The sequence below is a fragment of the Nocardiopsis flavescens genome, assembly GCF_900141985.1.
GTDB lineage: Bacteria > Actinomycetota > Actinomycetes > Streptosporangiales > Streptosporangiaceae > Nocardiopsis > Nocardiopsis flavescens.
Genome location: NZ_FQZK01000014.1, coordinates 61,484 through 85,866, shown reverse-complemented (window position 1 = coordinate 85,866; position 24,383 = coordinate 61,484). Strand labels below are relative to the sequence as shown.

Genomic DNA, 24,383 nt, shown 5'->3' with positions numbered 1-24,383 from the left:
CCGACGTGGTCGTTGCCGGTCACGGGCGCCGCCACTGGCGGCCGTCGCGGGCCAGGAGCCGCTCGGCCGACTCCGGGCCCCAGGTCCCCGACCCGTACTGCTCCGGGCGGCCCGCCTTGGCCCAGTACTCCTCGACCGGGTCCAGGATCCGCCACGACAGCTCCACCTCCTCCTGGCGCGGGAACAGCGGCGGGTCGCCGATGAGCACGTCCAGGATGAGCCGCTCGTACGCCTCCGGGCTGGCCTCGGTGAACGACTGGCCGTACGCGAAGTCCATGCTGACGTCGCGCACCTCCATGCTGGCGCCGGGCACCTTGGAGCCGAAGCGCAGCGTCACGCCCTCGTCCGGCTGGATGCGCAGCACCAGGGCGTTCTGGCCCAGCTCGCTGACGTCGGTGCGCGGGAACAGCTGCTGGGGTGCGGCCTGGAACACCAGCGCCACCTCGGTGACCCGGCGCCCCAGCCGCTTGCCGGTGCGCAGGTAGAACGGCACCCCCGCCCAGCGGCGGGTACCGACCGACAGCTTCAGGGCCGCGTAGGTCTCGGTCACGGAGTCGGTCGGGATGCCCTCCTCCTCCAGGTAGCCGCGCACCGCGGCGCCGCCCTGCCAGCCGGTGGCGTACTGGCCGCGCGCGGTCCCGGTCTCCAGGTCGTGCGGCAGCGACACCGCCGCCAGCACCTTCTCCTTCTCCGCGCGGATGGCGTCGGCGTCGTAGGAGATGGGCTCCTCCATCGCCACCAGCGCCAGCAGCTGGAGCAGGTGGTTCTGGATGACGTCGCGGGCCGCGCCGATGCCGTCGTAGTAGCCCGCGCGCCCGCCCACGCCGATGTCCTCGGCCATGGTGATCTGCACGTGGTCGACGTATCCGCGGTTCCACAGCGGCTCGAACAGGGTGTTGGCGAACCGCAGCGCCAGGATGTTCTGGACGGTCTCCTTGCCCAGGTAGTGGTCGATGCGGAACACCGACGACGGCGGGAAGACGTCGTCCACCACCGCGTTGAGGTCCTGGGCGCTGCGCAGGTCGTGGCCGAAGGGCTTCTCGATGACGACGCGGCGCCAGGGGCGCACGCCCTCGGGGCCCGCCTCGGGCGGCTCGGCCAGGCCGGACCGCTTGAGCTGCTTGACCACGCTCGGGAACAGCTTGGGCGGCAGCGACAGGTAGAACGCGTAGTTGCCGCCGGTGCCGCGGGCCGTGTCCAGCTCGCGCACGGTCTCGGCGAGCCGGTCGAAGGCGTCGTCGTCGTCCAGCTCGCCCGACACGAACCGCACGCCCTCGCTCAGCTGGCGCCACACGTCCTCGCGGAACGGGGTGCGCGCGTGCTCGCGCACCGCCTCGTGCGCCTGCGCGGCGAAGTCCTGGTCCTCCCAGTCGCGGCGGGCGAACCCGACCAGTCCGAAGCCCGGCGGCAGCATCCCGCGGTTGGCGAGGTCGTAGATGGCCGGAAGGAGCTTCTTCCGGGCCAGGTCGCCCGTGACGCCGAACAGCACCAGGACGCTGGGCCCGGCGATGCGCGGCAGTCTTCGGTCGAGGGCGCTGCGGAGCGGGTTGGGCACCGCTCCCGGCATCACCGGTTCTTTCACGGTTCTCGCTCTTCCTGTCGAGAGTGGCCGGCGGATCGTGGGGTGCCCCGCCCGCGCCCCCGGCTCGGGGCGCGGGCGGGCGTGCCGGTGGCCGCGGGGGTCAGGCGGCCGACCCCAGCTTGGCGGAGAGGCCCGCCAGGAGGCTCTCCCACGAGTCGATGAACTTGGTCACGCCCTCCTCCTCCAGGAGGCCGAACACCTCGGTGAGGTTGACCCCGGCGTCCTCCAGGGCGGCGAAGTCGGCGTGGGCGCGCTCGTAGGTGCCCAGGACCGTGTTGCCGGTGACCTCGGCGTGGTCGTCGGTCGCGTCCAGGGTCGCCTGCGGCATCGTGTTGACGGTGCCGCGCGCCACCAGCTCGGTGACGTAGGCGGTGTCCGGGTAGGCCGGGTCCTTGACGCCGGTGGACGCCCACAGCGGGCGCTGCGGGGTGGCCCCCTGCGCCTCCAGGGCCTTCCACTCGGCGCCCGAGAACACCTCCTCGTAGGCCTGGTAGGCGAGCCGCGCGTTGGCGATGGCCGCCCGTCCGCGCAGCGCGCGGGCCTCGTCGGTGCCCAGGGCGTCCAGGCGCTTGTCCACCTCGCTGTCGACCCGGCTCACGAAGAAGGACGCCACCGACTGGATGCGGGACAGGTCGTGGCCGTTGGACCGGGCCAGCTCCAGGCCCTCCAGGAAGGCGTCCATCACCTGGCGGTAGCGGGCCAGGGAGAAGATCAGCGTCACGTTGACGCTGATGCCCTGCCCGAGCACGCGGGTGATGGCGGCCAGTCCCTCGGCGGTCGCCGGGATCTTGATCATCAGGTTGGGCCGGTCCACCAGCCACCACAGCGCCTTGGCCTCGGCTACCGTGCGCTCGGTGTCGCGGGCCAGGCGCGGGTCGACCTCCAGCGAGACCCGGCCGTCGACGCGGTCGGTGGCGTCGTAGACGGGGCGCAGGGTGTCGGCGGCCCAGCGGATGTCGTAGGCGGTCAGGAGGCGGACGGCCTCGTCCACGGACACGCCGCGGCGGGCCAGGTCGGCGACCTGCTCGTCGTAGGCGTCGCCCTCGGCGAGGGCCTTGTCGAAGATGGTCGGGTTGGAGGTGACCCCGGTCACGCCGTGCGTGGACATCAGGGCGGCCAGGTTCCCGGTGCGCAGGCGTTCGCGGCTGATGTCGTCCAGCCAGACGGAAACGCCCGCGTCCGCCAGGGCCTCAAGCGGCTTGCTCATGGTGTGCGCCTTTCCTCTCACGGGGAGTGCGGGCCCCGCCGACAGGCGTGTGCGGCGGGGCCCGCGACGTCAGCGGCCGGTCTTGGCGGCGCTGGTGCGGACCGCGGCGACGACGGCCTCGGCGGTGATGCCGAACTTCTCGTACAGGGTCTCGTAAGGCGCGGAGGCCCCGAAGTGTTCCAGGGACACCGACTCGCCCGCGTCGCCGACGTAGGAGCGCCAGCCCAGGGAGATCCCGGCCTCGACGGACACGCGGGTGCGCACCGACGACGGCAGGACCTCCTCGCGGTACTCCTCGTCCTGGTCCTCGAACCACTCCACGCACGGCATGGACACCACGCGGGTGGGCGTCCCGTCCGCCTCCAGCTCGGTGCGGGCGGCCAGGGCCAGCTGCACCTCGCTGCCGGTGGCGATGATGATCGCCGCCGGGGTGCCGCCGGTGGCCTCGGCGAGGACGTAGCCGCCCTTGGCGGCGCCCTCGGCCGGGGCGTACTCGGTGCGGTCCAGCACCGGCACGTTCTGGCGGGTCAGCGCCAGGCCCGCCGGGCGGTCGGAGGTCTCCAGGATGCGGCGCCAGACCACGGCGGTCTCGTTGGCGTCGGCCGGGCGGACCACGTCCAGGCCCGGGATGGCGCGCAGCGACCACAGGTGCTCGACCGGCTGGTGCGTGGGGCCGTCCTCGCCCAGGCCGATGGAGTCGTGCGTCCACACGTAGGTGACCGGCAGCTTCATGAGCGCGGCCAGCCGTACCGCAGGGCGCATGTAGTCGCTGAACACCAGGAAGGTGCCGCCGTAGGGGCGGGTCGGGCCGTGCAGGGCGATGCCGTTGAGGATCGACCCCATGCCGTGCTCGCGGATGCCGAAGTGCAGCACCCGGCCGTACGGGTCGCCCGGGAACATCGAGCTGGCCCGGTCGAAGGGCAGAAACGACGGCTCGCCCTTGGGCGTGGTGTTGTTGGACCCGGCCAGGTCGGCGGAACCGCCCCACAGCTCGGGCAGCACCGGGGCGACGGCGGTCAGGACCGAGCCGCTGGCGCTGCGCGTGGCCACGCCCTTCCCGCCGGGCTCGAAGACCGGCAGCGCCTTCTCCCAGCCCTCGGGCAGCCGGCCCTCCTGGAGCCGGTCGAACAGCTCGCCCTGCTCGCCGGCGCCGCGGCGCCAGGCATCGAAGAGGGTCTCCCACTCGGCGCGGGCCGCACGGCCGCGCTCCAGTGCCCCGCGGGTGTGCCCGATGACGTCCTCGTCGACGTGGAAGGGCTCGTCGACCAGGCCGAGCAGCTCCTTGGTGGCGCTGATCTCGTCGGCACCGATGGCCGCGCCGTGGATGGCGCCGGTGTTCTGCTTGTTGGGCGCCGGCCAGCCGATGACGGTGCGCAGGCGGATGAAGGTCGGGCGCTCGGTCTCGGCGTGGCCGCGCCGGATCGCCTCGAACAGCGCCGGGACGTCCTCGGCGTACTCGCCGGTGGCGCTCCAGTCGACCTCCTCGACGTGCCAGCCGTAGGCGCGGTAGCGCTCGGCCACGTCCTCGGAGTGCGCGACGCGGGTGTCGTCCTCGATGGAGATCCGGTTGTCGTCCCAGATGAGGGTGAGGTTGCCCAGGTTCTGGGTCCCGGCCAGCGCGCTGGCCTCGTGGCTCACGCCCTCCTGCACGTCGCCGTCGGAGCAGATGGCGTAGACGCGGTGGTCGAAGGGGCTGGTGCCGGGACCGGCCTCGGGGTTGAACAGGCCGCGCTCGCGGCGGGCCGCCATCGCCATGCCGACGGCATTGCCGACGCCCTGGCCGAGCGGCCCGGTGGTGGTCTCCACACCGGGGGTGTGGCTGAACTCGGGGTGGCCGGGGGTGCGGCTGTCCCACTGGCGCAGGGACTTGAGGTCGTCCAGCTCCAGGCCGTACCCGGCCAGGTAGAGCTGGATGTACAGGGTCAGGCTGGAGTGCCCGGCGGAGAGCACGAAGCGGTCGCGGCCCACCCACTCGGGGGCGGCCGGGTCGTGCCGCATCACCTTCTGGAACAGGAGGTAGGCGGCCGGGGCCAGGCTCATCGCGGTGCCGGGGTGTCCGTTACCCGACTTCTCTACGGCGTCCATCGCCAGGGCGCGGACCGTGTCGACGGCGCGGCGGTCGAGGTCCGACCACTCCAGGGCCTGCGGGGTGTGGGCGTTCACGGACTCTCGTTTCTCCTTCTCGGGCACGCCCCTCGGGCACGGGCGTGCGGTCGGTGTCGCATCGGTCGCCGGTACCGCGGCCGGGCACCTCCGACGGCCGCCGCCGGAGCGGGAGCGTCAGGGGGGAGCGCGGCGGTGACCCGCGATCGTACGCGGCCGCCGGACCTCGGCCCGGGGCTCCGGCGGAAGTGCGCCGGGGCGTGCGGTGCCGCTGACCGGTTCGGCCGACTTCGAGCCTATCGCCCGTGCCCGGGGATGTCGTTGCCCGACACCGCGCATCGGCGCCTGCGGGGCCGCGGCGGGGCCGCCGGGGAGGGAGCGTGGCGAGTGGCGGGGGGAGGGGGCGTGTGCGACCCTGCTGTCACCCGACGCCGCCCCGATCGCCGAAAGGTGCCCGAGGACCTGGGACTTTCGCATCACAGGGGGCTGGTCATCGGTCCCCGCGAACAAGTACTACAGTATGTCGTTGACGGGGTTTCCGCCGATCCTGACGCTTTCGTCGGTCCGCCCACCCCGCGTGGCGAGCAGTGTCGAAGACCCTAGAGTTGTCGAGGTATCCGCGTGTCTGAAACCGAGCCGGTGCCCCCCGTGGCAACGCGAGTGAGCCGTCCGGCCGTGAGGACGCGGTGAACCATGGCCCTCGCTGACCCCGCGCCCCGCACCACGCCCGACGCCGCACCCGAGGCCCCCCGCAAGGCCTCCTTCGGCGCGTACGTCCGTGCCTACGTCGCGCTCTCCAAACCCCGCGTCATCGAGCTCCTGCTCATCACGACGATCCCGGTGATGTTCGTCGCCGCGGGCGGCGTCCCCCCGCTGTGGACCGCCGTGTACACGCTGCTGTTCGGCACCATGTCGGCGGCCAGCGCCAACGCGATGAACTGCTACATCGACCGCGACATCGACCGTGAGATGCGCCGCACCCGCCAGCGCCCCGGGGCGATGGCCCTGGCGACGCCGCGCGGCGCCCTCATCTACGGCCTGGTCCTGGCGGTCGGCTCCACCGCGGGCTTCGCCCTGCTGGTCAACCTGCTGTCGGCGGCCCTGTCGGTCTTCGCGATCGCGTTCTACATCTTCGTGTACACCCTGCTGCTCAAGCGCCGCACCGCCCAGAACGTGGTGTGGGGCGGCATCGCCGGGTGCATGCCGGTCCTCATCGGCTGGGCCGCCGTCACCAACAGCCTGCACTGGGCGCCGTTCGTGCTGTTCCTGGTGGTGTTCTTCTGGACGCCGCCGCACACCTGGACGCTGGCCATGCGCTACCGGGAGGACTACGCGCAGGCCAAGGTCCCGATGCTGCCCGTGGTCGCCAGCGACCGCCGGGTCCTGCTGGAGTGCGTGCTGTACACCTGGGCCACCGTGGCCGTGTCCCTGGTCTTCTGGCCGGTCGCCGGGACCACCTGGTTCTACGGCGCCGTGGCGCTCGCGCTCGGCCTGCTGCTGATCGTCCAGGCCCACCGCCTGCTCCGGCGCTCCCGCGCCGGGGTGAGCGGGGCCAAGCTCAAGACGATGGGCTTCTTCCACCTCTCCAACGCCTACCTGGCGCTGCTGTTCGCGGCCGTGACGGTCGACCCGCTGATCGCGAACATGCTGGCCTGACCGGCCGGTCGAGCCCGTGCCGCGGCGGCGCCCCTGTCGGGGCGCCGCCGTCGTTCTCCGGTGCCCCCGCGGCTGCTCCGCCGTTCTCCCGGGATCGGCGGGTCCGGGGCCTCAGCGCAGCGGGCGGACCTCGGCGAGGAAGCAGCCGAACACCACGGCCCGGACGTGGACCAGCGCCACGCCGGGGTCGGCGAACAGCTCCGCCAGCAGGCCGTCGACCTCCCCGGCCCGCTCGGCGGGCAGCTCCACCGTGCGGCCTCCCCGGATGCGCCCCCGGGCGTCGTAGGCGCGCAGCACCCGCGGCGACCCGTGCAGGGCGACCGGGAACGCGGTGCCCTCCGGTCCGCCGCAGGGTTCCCCGTGGACGAAGACCGGCCCGACCTCGTCGTAGGGTCCGGGGTCCGCGCCCCGTTCCCCCGCCCAGCCCCGCAGCGGCGCGTAGGACACGAGCATGACGCGCTCCCCGGCCCGACTGCGCCGCAGGCAGCAGCGCAGCGGCGCGCCGCCCTCGTGATCGGTGAAGGACTCCCGGACGCGTCCGGCGTCATCGACCGCGCGCAGCCGCTCCAGGACGTGCGGGGCGATCGCCCGGGTCTCGTGCGCCACCGCCGCCGCGGGGCCCGTCGTCTTCGTGGTCGTGGTGCTCATGGGTGCAGCATCTCCCGTCCGGGGCCGCGGCACCGGCGGTCATCGGACGTCTCTTTCCGGAGGTGTTCCTCCCCGGTCCGCGCTCCTGTCACAGGAGCCCGCTATAACCTCAGACATGTCCACGACCTCCCCACATGTCACGGAACCGATCTGGACCGAGGGTCCCGACGGCTACTCCCTCGCGATCGAGGGCACCGCCCTCGCCTGCCGCAACGCCAAGGGCAAGCGGCTCAAGACGGTCCCGAAGAAGGTGCGCGAGTCCGAGCAGGCCCGCCGCCTGGCCGACGTGCTGCTGTGGCTGGAGCGCCACGAGCGCGACTGCGCCGCCCGCGTCGAGTCCTGGCTGCTGGGATCGCTCCCCGTCCCGGCCTCCGTCCTGTCCCGGGTGTGGCCCGACCCCGCCTGGAGGACGCTGCTCACCGACCTGTTCGTCGCCCCCGAGGGCGGCGGCGAGGGCGGGTTCCTGCGCGGCGTCGACGACCGGGGCCGGATCGGCGTCCTGGACCTGGACGCCGAGACCTCCTGGCTGGAAGCCGACCGGGTCGTCCCCCTGCACCCCGTCCTCGTGGAGGACCTGGACGACGTGCGCGAGTTCGCCCTCGAACTCGGCATCACCCAGCGCCTGCCCCAGCTCACCCGCCAGATCCACCGCCTCCCCGCCTCCTTCGACGCGGACGCCACCCGGATCGACGGCTACGCGGGCGGGCGCTTTGAGCAGCTGCGCCACGCCGCTGGCCTGGCCCAGCGCCACGGCTTCCCGGTCCGCGGCGGCTACGCCACCTGCCGCGTCGTCGAGGGCGGCCGGACGGTGCAGGCCCGCTACTGGATCGGCTCGGACGCCCCCGACTGGGAGACCGAGACCGGCCCCCTGGTCTGGGTCGACGACGACGAGCGCGTCCTGAAGCTCACCGGCGTCGGCCCCGTCGCCTGGTCCGAGGGCGTCCGCATGGCCGAGCTGGTCCACGCGGGCCGCAAGAACACCGAGGAGAAGAAGTGACCACCCCCACCGAGGCACTCCTCGACGCCGGACTGGCCCCCCTGGACGCCGCCGTCGACGGGCACACCGACACCGTCTCCGCCCGGGGCTACACCCACCCCGCCCTGGGCGACCGCACGGTCGTGCGCCTGGTCCCCGACGCTCTGGCCCCCGCCGAGGACTCCGCCATGGACTTCCTCGGGTTCGCCGACGGCGACCGCTCCGAGCCCCTGGCCCTGACCCGCCCCCGCGGACTGGGCTACCCCGAGTGGGCGCTCATCCACGACCCCGGCCGGCGCGCGCAGGCGCTGGCCCTGGTCCGCCCCATGGAGAAGGCCGCGCGGCTGGCCGCCACCCGCCCCGGACCCGCCGGCGACGAGTTCGCGCGCATCGCCGCCGAGGTGCCCATCCCGCACCTGCCCGCCTACTGGGAGCAGGCCGGCCGGGCCTTCCTGGCCGCCGGGAACGCGCGCACCGCCGCCGTCATGTTCGGCCGCGCCCGCGAGGCCGAGCAGGTGTACAGCCTGCCCGTGGACGAGGCCACCCGGCGCGAGTCGTTCCTGGAGTTCGCGTTCGCCGGGGCCCTCACCGTCAAGGCCCTGAGCGCCCACGCCGCGGAGCTGTCCGGCCGCTACGCCGCCGGGCGCGCCTACACCGAGTTCCGCGAGCTGGCCCTGCGCCGCACCCTGGGCGGGCTGCCCCCGTGGACCGGCCTGCTCAAGCAGATGCGCTCCCTGGCCAAGGCCGCCGGGACCGACCAGCTCGAACAGGAGCGGGAGCTGCTGCGCGAGCTGCTGTCGGTGCCCGCCACCTCCTCCGCCCCGGAGGGCTTCTGGAAGTCCGCCCGCCCGACCCTGGTCGCCCTGGGCCGGGAGGACGCCGAGGTGGCCCGCGCCCTGCTGGGCATGTTCGTCGACTCCCGGGGCTACGACGACACCGGATTCCACGCCTGGTGGCTGGAGCTGCTGTCGGACGCCGGCGCCGTGGACCTGCTGGCCGACCCCGCCCAGGCCGTCCCCGGCGGCGCCGCCGGGTGGCTGGGCCGGATGATCGGGCACACCCGCTCCTGGCGGCGCGGCCTGCCCGCCGGGTTCCTGGACCTGACCGCCCGGATCGCCGGCCGGCTGCGCGCCGACGGGGAGCCGGTCGGACTCGACGGCCGCGGGGGGTACTACTCCGGGACCATCGCCGCGGACCTGCTCGACCTGTGCCTGGAGCTGGAGGTCCCGGTCACCGCCCGCGAGACCGGCCGCCGCCACCTGGACCTGGCCGCCTGGGTGGACCACCCGCACGGCGGGCCCCGCCGCGACCTGCGGTTCCTGCGCGCGGACCCCGTCTGGGAGCCCCTGCTGGGCGAGGCCGTCGCGAACTACCCGGGCGGGTACGGCAGAGGGCACCGCGTCCTGGAGGACCTGCTGCCCTACGAGTACCTGCACCCCTACGTCGGGCGGCGCCTGGACTTCCTCACCGGAGCCCTCGGCGGCGGCCTGCTCCAGGTCCGAGAAGGGCTGGAGGCCCTGCGCGGCCAGTGCGAGGGCGGGGTGTTCCGCGCCTTCCCCGAACACCTGGAGCGGCTCGCCGCGCTGGACGTCTCCGACCTGCTCGCCGCCACCCTCAACGCCGGGATCGTCGACGAGTACGCCTGGCCCGCGCTGGAGGAGGCCGCCCGCGAGCTGGGCGCCCACGGCAGCGGGGGGACCGCGCTGGCGGGCACCGCCGGCTGGCCCTACTTCACGCTCACCTCCCGCGAGCGGGCCATCGCGGTCGGCCCGCGGGAACGGGCCGCCGAGCACCTGCTCGACCTGCCCAAGGGCGCGAGCGACCCCGTCGCGTTCTACGTCCAGGGCCGGTTCCTGGTGTCCTACCGCCACGAGAACGAGCAGCGCGGCTACTGGTCCGACGCCCCGGGCGAACGCCTCTCCTTCGACTACTCGTCGGTGGTCCACAGCGGCCGGTGGCGCAACGACCTGCCCGGCGTCGCCCAGCTGACCGCCGACGGCGCCCGCATGAACGGCGACCGCGCCCTGCGCGCCGGGGACCCCGACGGCCCCCGCGACCGGCACCTGCTCTCCGACGGGACCACCTACTGGGCCGAGGCCGAGCGGGGGGACGGACTGGTGGAGGTCGACCCGGCCACGGGCGAGCGCGGCCGCACCAGCCTGCCCGCCTTCCTGGAGGAGCTGCCGCTGCGCGCCGGCGAGCGGCTCCAGCCGACGCTCTCCAGCCTGGCGCCGCTGCCCGAGCCCGTCTCCGGCGGCCCGCTGGGCGACGCCGAGGGCACGACCGGCTTCGCCGTGGTCCGCGGCGGTGACACCTACCGGGTGGTCTCCGCGTCCGGCCGCGCGCTGGAGGTGGAGTTCACCGGCGGCCGGCGCGGCCACCACCTGGTGATCGGCCAGTTCACCCCGCCCGGCGGCGACACCCGGGCGCTCACCTCCGACAGCGGGGTGGCCCTGCTGGACACCGGGGGCCGCCGGATGTGGAGCTGCCACCTCGGCGGCGCCTGCGACTGCACCGCCAAGTGGGGCACGCCGTACCTGCCCCCGATGCAGTTCTGGAACTTCATGGTCCCGCGCGACGTCCGGGGCTCCGAGCGGCTGCGCACCGTGCGCGGCGCCGACCTCAAGGAGCTGGTCGAGGCCGCCGCACGCGAACACGACTCCGCCCAGGGAGCCCCCTCCCGCCCCCTGCGGGCCAACCGGACCGCGCGTACCTCCGCCGGCCGTGGGCCCGCGTTCACCGTGGAGGGGAGCATGCCCCGCAGCCGGGAGGCCGCGCAGGCCCTGCTCGCCGCGGGCGACCGGACCCCCGACCCCGGTCTGGCCGACGGCGTCGTGGGCCTGGCCGACTCCGCCGTCCGGCTCCGCGGCGATCTCGACCGGTACCTGGAGAACACCCGCAAGGTGCGGGAGACCGCCGACGCCGAGCCCGAGCCGGACGGCCTCGTCACCGCGCTCTTCCGCTTCCTGCCGCACCTGACGAGCAGGGGAGGGGACGTGCGCGGCCACATCGAGGCGGTCTCGCGCCGCCTGCGCGGCGCGGACGGCCCCCGGGAGCAGGACACGCCGCCCCGCGCCTCCTTCGACTGGTCCGGGCTGCCCGGAGCGATCGGGCCGCTGGCCTGGTCGGCGGCCTCCCCCCTGACCGGTGAGGAGGAGCGCGCCGCCATGGTCGACTTCCTCACCCGGTGGGCGGGCACCGTGTTCGCCGACCCCGACGTCGAACTGGACCTCGGAGCGGTGGTATCGCCGGAGAAGTCCGACCCCTCCGCGACCGCGGCCGACGGCCGCCGCCGGGTCGGCCTGGGCCTGGTGCCCGCCCGCTCCGGACCGCCCGGGAGCGAGGACCGGAAGTTCTCCCAGTGGTTCGCCGAGGTCCGCTCCGGCGACCCGCTGCCCCTGGCCGCGGGCCAGGAGGAGGCGGGCCGCGCCCGGGTCGGCCCCGGCTGGGGCACCGCCGCGGCGATCACCGCGTTCCTCGCGGCCCTCGCCGAGAACGGCCCGGTGGCCTGGGACGAGGAGGCGGTCGGCGTGCTGTCCGAGCGCACCGGGCTGGCCAGGTCCGCCGCGGTCCTGCTGCTCCACCAGCGCTTCAACACCAACGCCCTCTCGGCCGACGACCGCCGGGCGCTGGGACTGAGCGAGGCCCAGGTGGCGATCGGCGTCGAGGAGCTGGGAGTGGACCGCGTGGAGCGCGTGCGCCGCGACCTGTGGCCGGCGCTGTACGACGGCGTCCTGCCCGCCGCCGGCGAGGCCGCCGGCCTGTGGACCCCGGCCGGTGCGCGCGCCGCCGCCGAGCGGCTCGCCGAGGCCTGGAACCGCCGCGGCGGAGCGCGCACACCGCTGCCGGAGTCGGTGCTGGAGGCGCTCAACGCCCCCTGGCGGCCGGCCGGCCCCGCGACGGTGCGCCTGATGGTGGACGGCTCCGGGCACCCGGCCCTGGCCCGGGACGCCGTCAGCCGCGTCGAGGTCGCGGAGCAGCGCAACCACACCTACCTCACGCTGCGGCACGACCCCGAGGAGGCCTCGGAGCTGCACCGGCTGCTGGAGGCGTTCGCCCTGCTGATCCCCTGGGCGTACGCCGAACTGCCCGCCGGGGACGCCGTTCGCGCGTCCGTCCCCGGGCTGCTGCGGACGCTGCGCGCCCGCCTGCGGGCCCCCGGGCTGCTGCTGAACGCGTCCTCGTTCTGGCACGCGGACCACGACAAGGTCGCCGAGCGGGTGGGCGGCGAGCCCTACCGGGTGGGCCCGGGCGCGGGAGCCGCGCGCAACATCGAGGGGCGCGACAACGGCACCGTCGTCCTGGCCCGGGACGGCGGCCAGATGCACCTGTGGTTCCGTCCCGCCCGGCTCGACGACGGGGTGGACGCCGCCGCGCTGCGGGCCCTGCTCCAGGAGGGCGAGTACCCCTCCTACGGCCGCTCCCCGGTCAAGTACGTGGACCTGCTGCGCAGCCCGGGGTTCACGGCGATCGCCGAGCGCATCGAGTCCGGGGCCCTGCCCGAGGGGGCCCGCGAGTACGACCCGGCGGCCTCCGTCCCGGAGCTGTCGGCCGAGGTCGCGGCGGAGCTGGGGCTGTCCGACGACGCCGCCCGGCTGTACCTCCAGCTGCTCGCGGTCCTGGAGCCCACGGACAAGAGGGTCCGCGCCCTCAACGGGTGGACCCCCGCCCGGCACAAGAAGGCCCAGGCGGAACTGCTCGACGGCGGCCTGGTCATGACCGCCAAGCGCTCGCGGGCCGGCCGCTCGGTCTTCCTGCCCGGGGCGTGGACCGACGTCAAGCAGGGGCCCGACCTGCCCTACGAGACCTGGAAGGCGCCGCTGTACGACCTCGGCGCGGGCGGCGGCGGACCCGCCCGTCCCGTCCCCGGACGGCACCTGCCCACCCGCCCGGTCCCGGAGATCTTCGCCGAGGCCTGGCGCCGCACCCGCGAGGGCGACGCCCCCGGGCTGTGAGCCCCGCCCCGGCCCCGGCGCGACCCGCCGGGGCCGGGGCCCCACCCCCGACCGACCCGAACCGAGACCTCCGAGGAGCCCGCGGTGCCCGAATCCGCGACCGACGTGCAGATCGAACCCGCCGAACGGCACCACGCCGGGGAGCTGGCCTTCCTGGCCGCCCAGGACACCGGCCCCCGTCCTCCCGGGTGGGCGCTCACGCCCCGCGCCGCCGTGACGTTCATCGCGGGCAGCGGCGGGGAGAGGCTGCGGCTGCCCGCCCCCGTCGACGGACTGCCCGACACCCTGGAGATCCCCGCCAAGTTCGTCGGCGACCGCTCCCTGGTGGAGCGCTGCGTCGTCACCCTGGCCGGGGAGCGCGGGCTGCTCCTGGTCGGCGAGCCCGGCACCGCCAAGTCCATGCTGTCGGAGCTGCTGGCCGCCGCGGTCGGCGGTACCGGCGCACTCACCGTGCAGGGCACCGCGGGCACCAGCGAGGAGCACCTGCGCTACGGCTGGAACTACGCGCTGCTGCTCGCCCAGGGCCCGGTCCCCGAGGCGCTCGCCCCCTCGCCGGTGCTGACCGCCATGCGCACCGGCCGCATCGCCCGCGTCGAGGAGGTCACCCGCTGCCTGCCGGAGGTGCAGGACGCCCTGGTGTCGATTCTGTCCGACCGGCGCATGTCCGTCCCGGAGCTGGGCGACGAGGGCACCTTCCACGCCCGGCCGGGGTTCAACGTCATCGCCACCGCCAACCTGCGCGACCGCGGGGTTTCGGAGATGAGCGCCGCCCTCAAGCGCCGGTTCAACTTCGAGGTGGTACCGCCCATCGCCGACCCGGCGGCCGAGGTGGCGCTGGTGCGCGACCGGGCCGGGGACGCGCTGGCCCGCCACGGCCACGCGCTGCCCGTGGACGACGCCGTCCTGGAGGCCCTGGTCACCGCGTTCCGCGACCTGCGCTCGGGCACCTCCGCCGAGGGCTGGCCGGTGGAGCGGCCCACCACCGTGCTGAGCACCGCCGAGGCCGTCGGCGTCACCACCTCCCTCGGGTTGCAGAGCGCCTACCTGGGCGTGACCGACCCGCTGTCGCTGCTGCCCGGCTACCTGCTGGGCGCGGTCCGCAAGGACGACCCCGAGGACCAGGGGCGGCTGCTGGCCTACTGGGACTCCACCATCCGCCACCGCGCCGAGAACGGGGCGCGCATGTGGCGCCGCCTGTACGAGCTGCGCCACGTGCTGGGGGAGTGAGGTGACCACCGTGCCCGACGCCCCCGAGGCCGTCCTGGAGGCGCTGGCCGGGTGCACCTCGCCCTACCTGGTGGGGGTGCGCCACCACTCGCCGGTGCTGGCCGCGGCGGTGCCCGCGCTGCTGGACGCCGCCGACCCGGACGCCCTGTTCGTCGAACTCCCGTGGGAGGCCGGGCCGTGGCTGGACTGGCTCGCCCACCCGGCCACCGAGGCCCCCGTCGCCCTGGTGTTCGGCTTCCCCGGGGGAGCCGGCCACGCCTTCTACCCGTTCGCGGACTTCTCGCCGGAGCTGGCGGCGCTGCGCTGGGCCCGGGACCGCGGCGTCCCGGTGCACGCCGTGGACCTGCCGGTCGCGGTGCCGGTACCGGGGGAGCGGGCGCAGGGGTCGCCCGCCGACCCGGAGCTGTCGCGGGCGCTGCTGCGCGCCGCGGGGGTCGAGGACGACGAGGAGCTGTGGGACCGCCTGGTGGAGGCCCGCTCCTACGGGGCCGAGCCGGAGCGGGTCCGCCGCGCCGCCCTGGCCCTGGGCTGGGCCCACCGCGCCGCGGACCCCGGCGGTCCGGGCCCGCGTGACCGCGCCCGCGAGGCGTGGATGCGCCGCCGCATCGCCGAGGTGGGCGCCGCCCGCCCGGCGGCGGTCGTCGGCGCCTACCACGCCGCCGCCCTGCTGCCCGACCCCGACCGGGCCGCCCTGCACCGCCTCCTCAACGCCGCGACCGGCCGCCCGCCGTCCGGGGACACCCCGGCGGCCTCCGGCGCGGACTCCGCGCCCGGCGCCGCCGGCGCCCCGGCCGCCGGTCCCCCCGCGGTCCCCGGCCCGGCACGGGCCGCCGGCCCCCGGCAGGCGGACGGCACCCCGACACACTCCGGGACCCCGGGCACGCCCTCCGCCCCTGCGGGGGGCGCGGGCACCCCGACGCACTCCGGGACCCCGAGTACGGCCTCCACCCCCGGGGGGAGCACCGGCGGCCCGATGCACGCCGGGACCCCGGATACGGTCCCCGCCCTCGCGGAAAACGCGGGTGCCCTCGCCTCGCTCGCGGTACCGGAGAGCCCGGTGGACCTGCCCGCCACCGGGGAGGTTCCGGTCCCGGAACCGGGGGAGCACGCCGACGGCGTGGTCAGCGCCCTCATCCCCTACACCTTCGCCCTCCTCGACTCCCGCTCGGGCTACCCCGCGGGAATCCGCGACCCCGAGTGGCAGCAGGACGTCCACGCGGCGGGCGGCGCGCCCCAGGCGGTGGAGGAGGCCGCGATCCGCCGCATGGCCGGGATCGGCGCCCGGCTGCGCGCCGACGGCCACGTCTGCGGCGTCCCCGACACCGCGGCCGCCTACCGCCTGGCCCGCGACCTGGCCGCGCTGCGCGGGCTGCCCGCACCGGGGCGCCGCGAGCTCATCGAGGCGCTCACCACCGCCCTGGCCCAGGGCGAACCGCTGGGGCGCGCCCGCGCCCTGGCCCGCGCCGCCCGGCGCGAGCTCATCGGCACCCGCCGCGGACGCGCCGCCGCGGACGCCCCCGCCTCCGGCCTGGGGGTGCACTTCGCCTCCCTGACCGCCCGGCTGCGCCTGCCCGGCCCCGACGACGAGCGGCGCGAGCTGCGCCTGGACCCCGAGCGCTCCCCGCTGGACCGCGAGCGGCACATCGCCCTCCAGCGCGCGTCCGCCGCGGGCATCGCCTACGGCGACCCGGTGCGGGGCGCCGGTCCGACCACCGACGGCGAGACGCTGGGCCGCACCTGGGAGGTGCGCTGGACCCCCTCCACCGGGGCCACCCTGGAACTGGCCGCCTGCTACGGCACCACCCTGGAGCAGGCCGCCCGCGGTCGTCTCGCGGCCCGGCTGCGCGACCACGAGGGCGACCTCGCCCCCGGCGCCGCCGGCGAACTCCTCACCCGGGCCGCGGAGTGCGGCCTGCCGGACCTGGCCGCCGAGCTGGGCGCGCGGATCCTCGACGAGGTGCTGCCCCGGGCCGGTCTGACCGACGCCGTCACCCTGCACGACTCCCTCCAGCGGATCGTCGCCGGACGGGTACCCGGCATGCCCGAGGCCCCCGAGTCCCTGGTGCTGCTGCGCTCCAGGCTCGCGGAGGCCGCCATCGCCTCCGTGCCCGGCATGGCCGGCGCCGCCGACCGCGCCGACGCCGTCTCGCTGCTGCGGGTGGTGCGCATGGTCCAGGACCAGGCGTCGCTGCCCGGTGCGGTCGGCCCCCAGCGGCTGCTGTGGCAGCTGCGCTCCCTGCTCGCGCGGGGCGGGCCGCTCGCCCAGGGCGCCGCCCTGGCCGCCCTGCTGCTCCTGGAGGCCACCGGTCCCGGGGAGGTCGCCGCCCGCCTGGCGGGGTGGGCCGACGACGCCTCCGACGGCGCCGCCACGGCCCGCCGCCTCACCGGTGCGCTGGTGGTGGCGGCCCCGGTCCTGGAGGCCGACCCGGCACTGCTGGACACCCTCACCGAGCGGGTGGAGGGCTGGGACGATCCGGGGTTCCTCACCCGCCTGCCCGCGCTGCGGGAGGGGTTCGACGCCCTGTCCGCCGCGGCCCGCGGCCGTTTCCTGGACGCGGTCACCGAGCGCCTCGGCGAGGTGGGCACGGACCTCGGAGTGCCCGCGGACCTGGCCGCCGCCCTCACCGACGCCGACACCACCGCGCGCAGCGCGGTGAGCGCCCTCCTGCCCGCCCTCCTCAACGGACCCGCCACCGACGCGCGTCTCGACACCGGTGCGCCCCGTCGGTCGGGGGGCGCCGACCCCGGCACCCGTGCCGACACCGGTGCGCCCCGTCCGCCGGGGGGCGCCGGCCCCGGCCTCCGTTCCGACGCGGGTGCGCCCCGCTCGCCGGAGGGCGCGGTCGCCGGTGCGGGTTCCGACGCGGGCACGACCCGCTCGCCGGGTGGCGCTGACCTCGATTCCCGTTCCGACGCGGGCTCGCCCCGTCCGCCGGGCGGGGCCGCTCCCGGCCTCCGTTCCGATGCAGGAGCGCCCCGCTCGCCGGATGGCGCCGTCCAGGGCGCGGGGGAGCCGGAACGGGGGGACACCACGGACACGTCCACGGTCGGGGACACGGAGACCTCCTCAACAGGGGGTGGAGCACTTTCAGTGTCCCCCCGGCGGGGGCGCCCGGAGGGGTTGTCCACAGGCCCGGTTTCCGAGGCCGCCCCCCGGGCCATCGGCGCCGCCGACCGCTGGCGGCTCGTGCTCGGCCGCGACCCCGAGGGACCCGCCGCCCCCGCGCGGCGCGCGGCCCGCGCCCTGGACGAGCTCTACGGCCGCGGCCACGGCGAGGGCTCGCAGGACCCCACCGGCGGGCGCGGCCGTCCCGAACCGGCCCCCCGGGAGTGGTCCGACGAACTGGAGGCGCTCTTCGGCGTCACCGTGCGCGAGGAGGTCCTGGGACGGGCCGCCGAACGGGGCCGTGCCGACGTCCTGGACCACCTGGACCCCGACTCCGTCACCCCCTCGGTCGACCTCCTCGAACAGGTCCTGTCCCTGGCCGGAGCCCTGCCCGAGGCCCGGCTGGCCCGGCTGCGGCCCCTGGTCGAACGCCTCACCGCGCGCCTCACCGCCGAACTCGCCCGCCGCCTGCGCCCCGCGCTCACCGGCCTGTCCGTCCCCCGCCCCACCCGCCGCCGGGGCGGCCGCCTGGACCTGGGCCGCACCGTCCGCGCCAACCTGCACACCGTGCGCCCCGGACCGGACGGACCCCTGCTGCTCCCCGAGCGGCCGGTGTTCCACACCCGCGCGCGGCGCAGCGCCGACTGGCACGTGCACGTCGTCGTGGACGTCTCCGGCTCCATGGAGCGGTCCACGATCCACGCCGCCCTGGTCGCCGCCGTCCTGCACGGCCTGCCCGCGCTGAGCGTCTCCCTGACCGCCTTCTCCACCGAGGTCATCGACTTCACCGACCGCGTGCACGACCCCCTGTCCCTGCTGCTGGAGGTCTCGGTGGGCGGCGGCACCGACATCGGCGCCGCCCTGGCGCACACCCGCTCCGCGGTCCGCGTGCCGAGCCGCACCATCGTGGCCCTCATCACCGACTTCGAGGAGGGCGGCAGCCTCGCCCGCACCCTCGCCGAGGTGAGGGCCCTGGCCTCCAGCGGGGTCCACCTGCTCGGCCTGGCCTCCCTCGACCACGGCGGCGCACCCGTGTACAACCGCGCGATCGCCTCCTCCTTCGCCGACGCCGGGATGCCGGTGGCGGCGCTGGGACCGGAGGAGCTGGCGGCGTGGATCGGTGAGAAGGTGCGCGGTTGACCCCCCTGGAAGGACCCCCGATGACCGACCGGCCCCGCATCGCCCCCGAGCTGATCGCCTCGCTCGTGGAGGCGGCCCCCTCCCGGGTGCGCCGCAAGCTGGACGCCGCACCCCGCGCCGCCCAGGAGTGGACCTGGACCCGCGGCGACGGGGAGTGGACCGTCGCCGCGGGCGGCGAGACCGTCACCCTCACCGGAGACGACCTCACCGGACCGGGCCAGGCCGCGTGCACCTGTCTGCTCTCCCCGCGCTGCCTCCACCTGCTGTCGGTGGTATCCCTGCTCGACACCACGGCCGACGACGGCCCCGCCGACGCCCCGCCGGAGGCGCCCGGTCCGGCGGGGGAGGGCGCCGCGCCGTCCCCCGCCGAACCCGTCCCCGACCCCCTGTCCGCGCCCGCCGCGCTGGACGGCAACGCCCGCGCCGCGGCCCGCGCCGCCTGGAACGCGGCCGCCCGCACCCTGGCCTTCGGGGTGCGCGCGGCCGGGTCCTCCGGCCGCGCCGAGCTGCTGCGCGCCTCGGCCCTGGCCCGCGCGGCCCGCCTGCCCCGCCTGGCCGCAGCCTGTGTCTCGGTGGCCGCCGGACCGCGTGACCACCCCACCGCCGACTTCGACCTGTCCGCCTACACCGCCGACCTCACCGCCCTGCTCGACCTGGCCTGGCGGCTGGGCGGCGGCCCCGAGGGCGGGCGGCCCGACCCCACCGGGGCCGACGTCGGCGTGGGGCGGCGCGCCTACACCGAAATCGGGTCGCTTCGCCTGTACGGGCTGGGCTGCGAACGCGTCGTCACCGCCTCCGGCTACGCCGGCGTGGTCACCCACCTGGTATCGGTCGCGGACGGGGCCGTCCGGCGCTGGAGCGTCTCCGACGTCGCGCCCGGCGGCCCCGAGCGCGCGGCGGCCGCGCACGGCGCCCGGGTCTCCTTCGGCGGGACCGCGCTGAGCCATCGCGACCTGGGGCGGGCGGCCCTGGTCGCGCAGCGGGTCGGGGCCAGCGCCGACGGCCGGCTCAGCGGCACGGCGGCCACCACGGCCGCCACCTCCGAGGCTCCCGCCTGGGACACGGGCCCGCTGGCGGCGCTGTGGGAGCGCCCTCCCGCGGAGCAGATCGCCGACGCCCTGGCGGCCCTGACCTCGCCCACCCGCCGCAGCGGCGCCGACCTGGTGTTCGCCGAGTTCACCGTGACGGGACCGCACCCGGAGGGCGTCCAGGCCACCGCCGCCGGCCGCCCGTACGTGCTCGTCGGCGACGGGGCGCGGGACACGCTGCGCGCCCGCAACCTGGCACGGATCGCCGAAGAACCGGGAACGGTGCTGCGGGTCATGGCCAGACCGGTCCTGGAGCGCCCCGGCCGTCTGGTGCCCATCACGGCCGACGGCCTGGCGGACCTGCCGCCGGCCCGCCGGGGCCGCGCCGACCTGTCGCTGGACACCCTGCGCTGGGCGCAGCCCGCCGCCGGAGCGCCCGCACGGGGCCCGGCGGGACGGCCGCCCGCCTCCGACCCCGGCACGGCGGCGCTGGCCCGTGTGCTGGCCCGCCTGGCCGAGGCGGGCCGGGAGGCCGTCCCGGCGGACCCGGCCGCGGTCGGGGCGCTGATGCTCGACCGCCACCTGCGGACCGGGGCCGAGCTGCTCGCGGTCCTGGCCGCCGCCGCCCGCGAACGCGTGCGCACGGCGACGGGGGAGTCGGCGGCCCCGCCCCCCGACCGGCTCGCGCTGGCCTGGCTGGCGGCCTCGACCTATCTCACCGCGGTCCGCCACCGGCTGCACACCCTCGCCTGGCGGCTCTGACCCGCCGGTCGGCCCGCGCCCGCGTCGGCCGGATGCCGCCGTGTCTCCTCTGGGCGGCGACGGGTCTGCGGACGGCGGGTCTGTTCCGCCGTCCCGTGCCGCCGTGTCCGGTGCCACGGCAGCCCGGCGGTGCGTCGGCGGCCGGTGGACTCGTATCCAGGTGGCTTCCCGGGAGCGGGGCCCGCGTCCGGTCCGACCGGACCCCGCCGTGGACCCCGGGCGCCGCGACGGCCGCCGCACCCCGGCGGGTGTCAGGGGCGGCGCCAGGCCAGGACCGCCGCCCACACCGCGGCCCCTGTCAGGACCAGCGCCAGCGGCACGTGCGCCTGGAGCGGGCCGAAGGTGCCCAGCGCCGCCTGCGGGAAGCCCAGCACGAACGCCAGTCCGCTGACCAGCAGCAGCGTCCGGGCCGGGCCGCCTCCGCGGCCCGCCGAGTTCCAGTACCAGAGCGCCGCGAGCAGCTGTAGCGCCGCCGCCGCGTGCACGCCGAACGCCCCGAAGTAGTGCAGCGGGAGCGCGCCGGTGTTGAACGTCACCAGCTGCCCCGCGGTCGCCCCCTCCCACAGGATCGCGGCCAGGTGGGCGAGTACGGCGACGCGCACCGCCCACAGCGCTGCCGGTATCGCGGGGGTCGGAACGGTCCTGTCCATGGCGGGCCTCTTCTTCGTCTACGCGGATACAGCCGACGCGGCCATTGTCCCCCCGCGGGGCGTCGGCGCTCCGTCCAGAAGTCGACACCGGGGCCGTCCGGCGCGGAGCCCGCCGGGACCCTTCCACGGCCGCGAATCCCGCTACGATCGTTGCCCATGTCCCGTCTCGACAGCAAGGCCGTGCTCCAGGGCCGCCGCTCCCGCCATTCGATGACCCTCGTCCTGGGCATCACCGTCAGCCTCGTCTGCATGGCGGGCATGCTCGCCTACCTGTGGCTCCTGGCCCTGGCCGGGGGAGCGGCCGCCGGGATCGACGGGGCCACCGGGTTCGTCGTCGCGCTCGTGGCCGCGGTCATCCCGGCGGGCATCCTGGTCCCGCTCATCCTCATGCTCGACCGCCTGGAGCCCGAGCCCGGCTGGGTGCTCTTCTTCGCGTTCGTGTGGGGCGCGGGCGTGGCCGTCGTCGCGGCCCTGCTGCTCAACAGCTGGGGCCTGGCGGCGATCACCGTCCCGCTGTTCGGGCAGGAGACGGGCGAGTTCCTGGGCACCTCGGCGGTGGCGCCCCTGGTGGAGGAGAGCGCCAAGGGCCTGGTGCTGCTGATCCTGCTGTGGCGGCGGCGCAACGAGATCGACACGTTCACCGACGGCGTCGTCTACGCGGGCATGGTGGCGACCGGGTTCGCCTTCACCGAGAACATCCTGTACTTCCTCAGTGCCTTCTTCGACGGGACCCTGGTCGCCACGTTCGCGATCCGCGGCATCGTCGCCCCGTTCGGCCACCCGCTCTACACGGCGATGATCGGGATCGGCGTCGCCTACGCCGCCATGCGCCCCGGGTTCGCGCGCCTGCTCGCACCGGTGGCGGGGTGGGTCCTCGCGGTCCTGCTGCACGGCATGTGGAACGGTTCGACCTACTTCGGCTGGACCGGGCTGGGCCTGGCCTACCTCGTGCTGTTCGCGGTGCTGATGGGCATCCTGGCCCTGGCCGCCAACGACCGCCGCGGCCAGGTGCAGGCGATCGCCCACTACCTGCCGCCCTACATCTCCACCGGTCTGGTCACCCCGGCCGACATCGCCATGCTCAGCACCCTCAAGGGCCGCCGCTCGGCCCGCGACTGGGCGGCGCGCAACGCCGGGGCCAGGGGCCGCGAGGCGATGCGCGAGTACCAGCTCGCCGCCACCGAGCTGGCGCTGCTGCACCAGAAGCTGGACGCCGGGGTGCGCCGCGAGGACTGGAAGGTGCGCCGGGACGCGTTCCTGGCCCTGATGCACGTGTCCAGGGACGCGTTCCTGGGCCGCGTCCCCCAGCCGGCGGCGCCGGGCTGGGCGGAGCGGCCCACGGACTCGGGGTTCCTACGCCGGGCGGACTTCGCCCACGTCATCGCCCAGGCGAGGGCGCAGCAGGAGTACTCTCCGCGGCACGGCCGGTGAGCGCCGGGTCCCCGTCGCCGGGGAACAGCCGGGTGGTGGCGAAGTACAGCCGGGCGATCGCGATCCAGGTCAGCGCCGAACCCAGCACGTGCAGGACGACCAGGCCCTCGGGCAGCTCCAGCGCGTACTGGACGTAGCCCACGACGCCCTGGCCGACCACCACGGCCACGAGCAGCACCGCGCTCGTCCGGGCGGGCCGGCCGGCGCCGGTGCGGAACGCCAGCACGGCCGCCAGGACCGCGCAGGCCAGGGTGAGCCAGGCCAGGGCCGAGTGGACCTTGGTGACGGTCTCCAGCGGGAAGCCCCAGCGCGGCGCGGCGGCGTCGCCGCCGTGCGGGCCGGACCCGGTGACCACCGTCCCGGCGATCAGCAGCAGGAAGCCGGTGACCACCAGGGCGATGCTCAGGGTGTGCAGCATCGGGTTGACGACGACCCGCGGGGTGCCCTCGGGCTCGCGTGCGCGCACGTACAGCGCCACGGTGAGGAAGACCATCACCATGGACAGCAGGAAGTGCGCGCCCACGGAGGCGGGGTGCAGGTCGCTCCACACGGTGATGCCGCCGACCACGCCCTGGCCCAGCACGCCGAAGGGGATGATCGCGGCCAGGCGGACCAGGTCGCGGCGGCGCGGCTCGGCCCGCAGGAACGCCACGAAGGTGATGACCGCCACCGCCAGCACGACGAAGGTCAGCGTGCGGTTGCCGAACTCGATGGCGGCGTTGAGCGCCGCGTGCCCGGTGTCGATGGGCACGAAGCTGTCGGGCGTGCACCGGGGCCACTCCGAGCAGCCCAGGCCCGACGAGGTCACGCGCACGGTCGCGCCGGTGACGGCGATGCCCGCGTTGACGACGATGTTGCCCAGGGTCCACAGCCGCAGCGACGTCGGGGTGGGGTTCCAGATGGTCCGGGCCAGCAGGACCAGGGCCAGCACACCGGCTGCCGCGACGGCGATCTGCCATGCCCACAGGGGGACGCCGAGCAGGGCGATGTCCTCCGCCGCGAGCGGGGGAGGGGTGGTCGCGGCCATGGCCGCGGGAGCCGGGGAATCAGACATACGACAGAGCGTAGTACACGCCGCCGGGGGTCGTGACGCGGCCCCGGGAACCGTCGCGACCTGCGCCGACGGGGACCATGGCAGGGGCTCGTCCGACTGTCGTGCAACCGATAGTGCACTGTTCTTCGACCCCTGGAACAACGCACTATCCGAGCCGGCCGGGGGAGGGACGACGCGTTACGCCGGACGTCCCACCCCGTGCGGGTACAACAGCGCCGCCATCGAGGCGACTCGGACTCAGGCGGACATGAGGTTCGCGAGAGGACCCGTCTGGTTCTCAGTGCGAACCACGGTCGGCCATCCCGGTGTCCTGGCCCCGGCCGCGTGCAAGGCTGTGCGGAGTACCGCAGAGGCCTTCTCTGAAGCCCTGAACTGGTCAGCGGTCTTGACGATCATCTCCACGGTGAACAGGGAGGCGTCGGAATCACTGCTGACCGTCGAGTCGGTGATGGAGCCGTCGCACTCTTCTTGCGCCAGCAGCTCATCCATCAACTGGGAGGCGTAAGCGTGGAACTCGGTCTGGCTGACCTGCTGGGAAAAGCTGACGTGGAGGTTGATTCCCACCATCACCGCGAGTTCGCTTGTCACTGGCCCTCCTCCTCGTTCATGCACGTTTGACGCTTAGCCCACCGAACGCTCTCCTGGAAGTACCCGGGGTTGCTCGGGGTGAGGTGGACCGACCTCGCGTGGCTGCCACAGGGACACTTGACCGTGTAGTACTTGGGAGGGTTTTCGATCTTCCATCCCATGGCGTCGAGTTCCTCCAGGGCCTTCTGCCCATCTGGCTTCTGATGCTTCTTCCAGTAGCCCAACCACGCCGCCTCAGGTTCCCTCATTGTGTACCCGCTGTCGAGAGTG

15 protein-coding genes are annotated in these 24,383 nt (G+C 75.6%); 7 read left to right on the top strand and 8 right to left on the bottom strand.

Annotated elements, in window-relative coordinates; translation table 11 throughout:
- Positions 1 to 19: 19 nt before the first annotated feature.
- The 3 genes from zwf to tkt all read right to left on the bottom strand — a co-directional run bounded on the left by zwf (position 20) and on the right by tkt (position 4,952).
- Complete coding sequence (gene zwf / locus BUE45_RS21310; RefSeq protein WP_073381154.1) at positions 20 to 1,567, bottom strand: glucose-6-phosphate dehydrogenase; 1,548 nt, start codon at positions 1,565 to 1,567, stop codon at positions 20 to 22.
- Positions 1,568 to 1,682: 115 nt separating this feature from the next.
- A complete protein-coding gene (tal, locus tag BUE45_RS21305) occupies positions 1,683 to 2,789 on the bottom strand; it encodes a transaldolase (protein WP_073381153.1) in 1,107 nt (368 codons plus the stop codon).
- Between the two features lie 69 nt (positions 2,790 to 2,858).
- Positions 2,859 to 4,952, bottom strand: coding sequence for a transketolase (gene tkt, locus BUE45_RS21300; protein ID WP_073381152.1), 2,094 nt, complete (start codon positions 4,950 to 4,952; stop codon positions 2,859 to 2,861).
- 633 nt (positions 4,953 to 5,585) lie between these two features.
- On the opposite strand from tkt, the gene BUE45_RS21295 reads away from it, so the two are divergent.
- Entirely contained in the window at positions 5,586 to 6,548 is a 963-nt protein-coding gene (locus tag BUE45_RS21295) for a heme o synthase (RefSeq protein WP_073381151.1), read from the top strand.
- A gap of 111 nt (positions 6,549 to 6,659) precedes the next feature.
- Here BUE45_RS21295 and BUE45_RS21290 read toward each other — a convergent pair whose 3' ends face one another.
- Positions 6,660 to 7,196, bottom strand: a complete 537-nt coding sequence (locus BUE45_RS21290) for a DUF1203 domain-containing protein (RefSeq protein WP_084737589.1) — start codon at positions 7,194 to 7,196, stop codon at positions 6,660 to 6,662.
- Positions 7,197 to 7,311: 115 nt separating this feature from the next.
- On the opposite strand from BUE45_RS21290, the gene BUE45_RS21285 reads away from it, so the two are divergent.
- From BUE45_RS21285 to BUE45_RS21265, 5 genes are all read left to right on the top strand, one after another.
- Positions 7,312 to 8,193 carry a DUF4132 domain-containing protein gene (locus tag BUE45_RS21285; RefSeq protein WP_073381150.1) on the top strand — a complete coding sequence of 294 codons (882 nt, stop codon included), beginning with the start codon at positions 7,312 to 7,314 and terminating at the stop codon, positions 8,191 to 8,193.
- Complete coding sequence (locus BUE45_RS21280) at positions 8,190 to 13,127, top strand: hypothetical protein (protein ID WP_073381149.1); 4,938 nt, start codon at positions 8,190 to 8,192, stop codon at positions 13,125 to 13,127. The genes BUE45_RS21285 and BUE45_RS21280 overlap by 4 nt, the downstream gene beginning before the upstream one ends.
- An 84-nt stretch (positions 13,128 to 13,211) precedes the next feature.
- Positions 13,212 to 14,354 (top strand): ATP-binding protein, encoded by a 1,143-nt coding sequence (locus tag BUE45_RS21275; protein WP_073381148.1) that lies wholly within the window; start codon positions 13,212 to 13,214, stop codon positions 14,352 to 14,354.
- Between the two features lies 1 nt (position 14,355).
- Positions 14,356 to 18,600: a DUF5682 family protein gene (locus tag BUE45_RS21270; protein ID WP_245833393.1), complete on the top strand. Its 4,245-nt coding sequence runs from the start codon at positions 14,356 to 14,358 to the stop codon at positions 18,598 to 18,600.
- Between the two features lie 20 nt (positions 18,601 to 18,620).
- A complete protein-coding gene (locus tag BUE45_RS21265; RefSeq protein WP_073381147.1) occupies positions 18,621 to 20,390 on the top strand; it encodes an SWIM zinc finger family protein in 1,770 nt (589 codons plus the stop codon).
- Positions 20,391 to 20,641: 251 nt separating this feature from the next.
- Here the strand turns inward: BUE45_RS21265 and BUE45_RS21260 are convergent, their stop codons facing one another.
- Complete coding sequence (locus BUE45_RS21260; protein WP_073381146.1) at positions 20,642 to 21,040, bottom strand: hypothetical protein; 399 nt, start codon at positions 21,038 to 21,040, stop codon at positions 20,642 to 20,644.
- 156 nt (positions 21,041 to 21,196) lie between these two features.
- Between BUE45_RS21260 and BUE45_RS21255 the strand changes: the two genes are divergently transcribed.
- A complete protein-coding gene (locus BUE45_RS21255; RefSeq protein ID WP_073381145.1) occupies positions 21,197 to 22,471 on the top strand; it encodes a PrsW family intramembrane metalloprotease in 1,275 nt (424 codons plus the stop codon).
- Here the strand turns inward: BUE45_RS21255 and BUE45_RS21250 are convergent.
- The 3 genes from BUE45_RS21250 to BUE45_RS21240 all read right to left on the bottom strand — a co-directional run bounded on the left by BUE45_RS21250 (position 22,419) and on the right by BUE45_RS21240 (position 24,361).
- A complete protein-coding gene (locus tag BUE45_RS21250) occupies positions 22,419 to 23,525 on the bottom strand; it encodes a COX15/CtaA family protein (protein ID WP_073381144.1) in 1,107 nt (368 codons plus the stop codon). The genes BUE45_RS21255 and BUE45_RS21250 overlap by 53 nt on opposite strands.
- A gap of 237 nt (positions 23,526 to 23,762) precedes the next feature.
- Positions 23,763 to 24,113: a hypothetical protein gene (locus tag BUE45_RS21245; protein WP_073381143.1), complete on the bottom strand. Its 351-nt coding sequence runs from the start codon at positions 24,111 to 24,113 to the stop codon at positions 23,763 to 23,765.
- On the bottom strand, positions 24,110 to 24,361 hold the full coding sequence (locus BUE45_RS21240) for a hypothetical protein (RefSeq protein ID WP_073381142.1): 252 nt from the start codon (positions 24,359 to 24,361) through the stop codon (positions 24,110 to 24,112). The genes BUE45_RS21245 and BUE45_RS21240 overlap by 4 nt, the downstream gene beginning before the upstream one ends.
- Positions 24,362 to 24,383 lie beyond the last annotated feature (22 nt).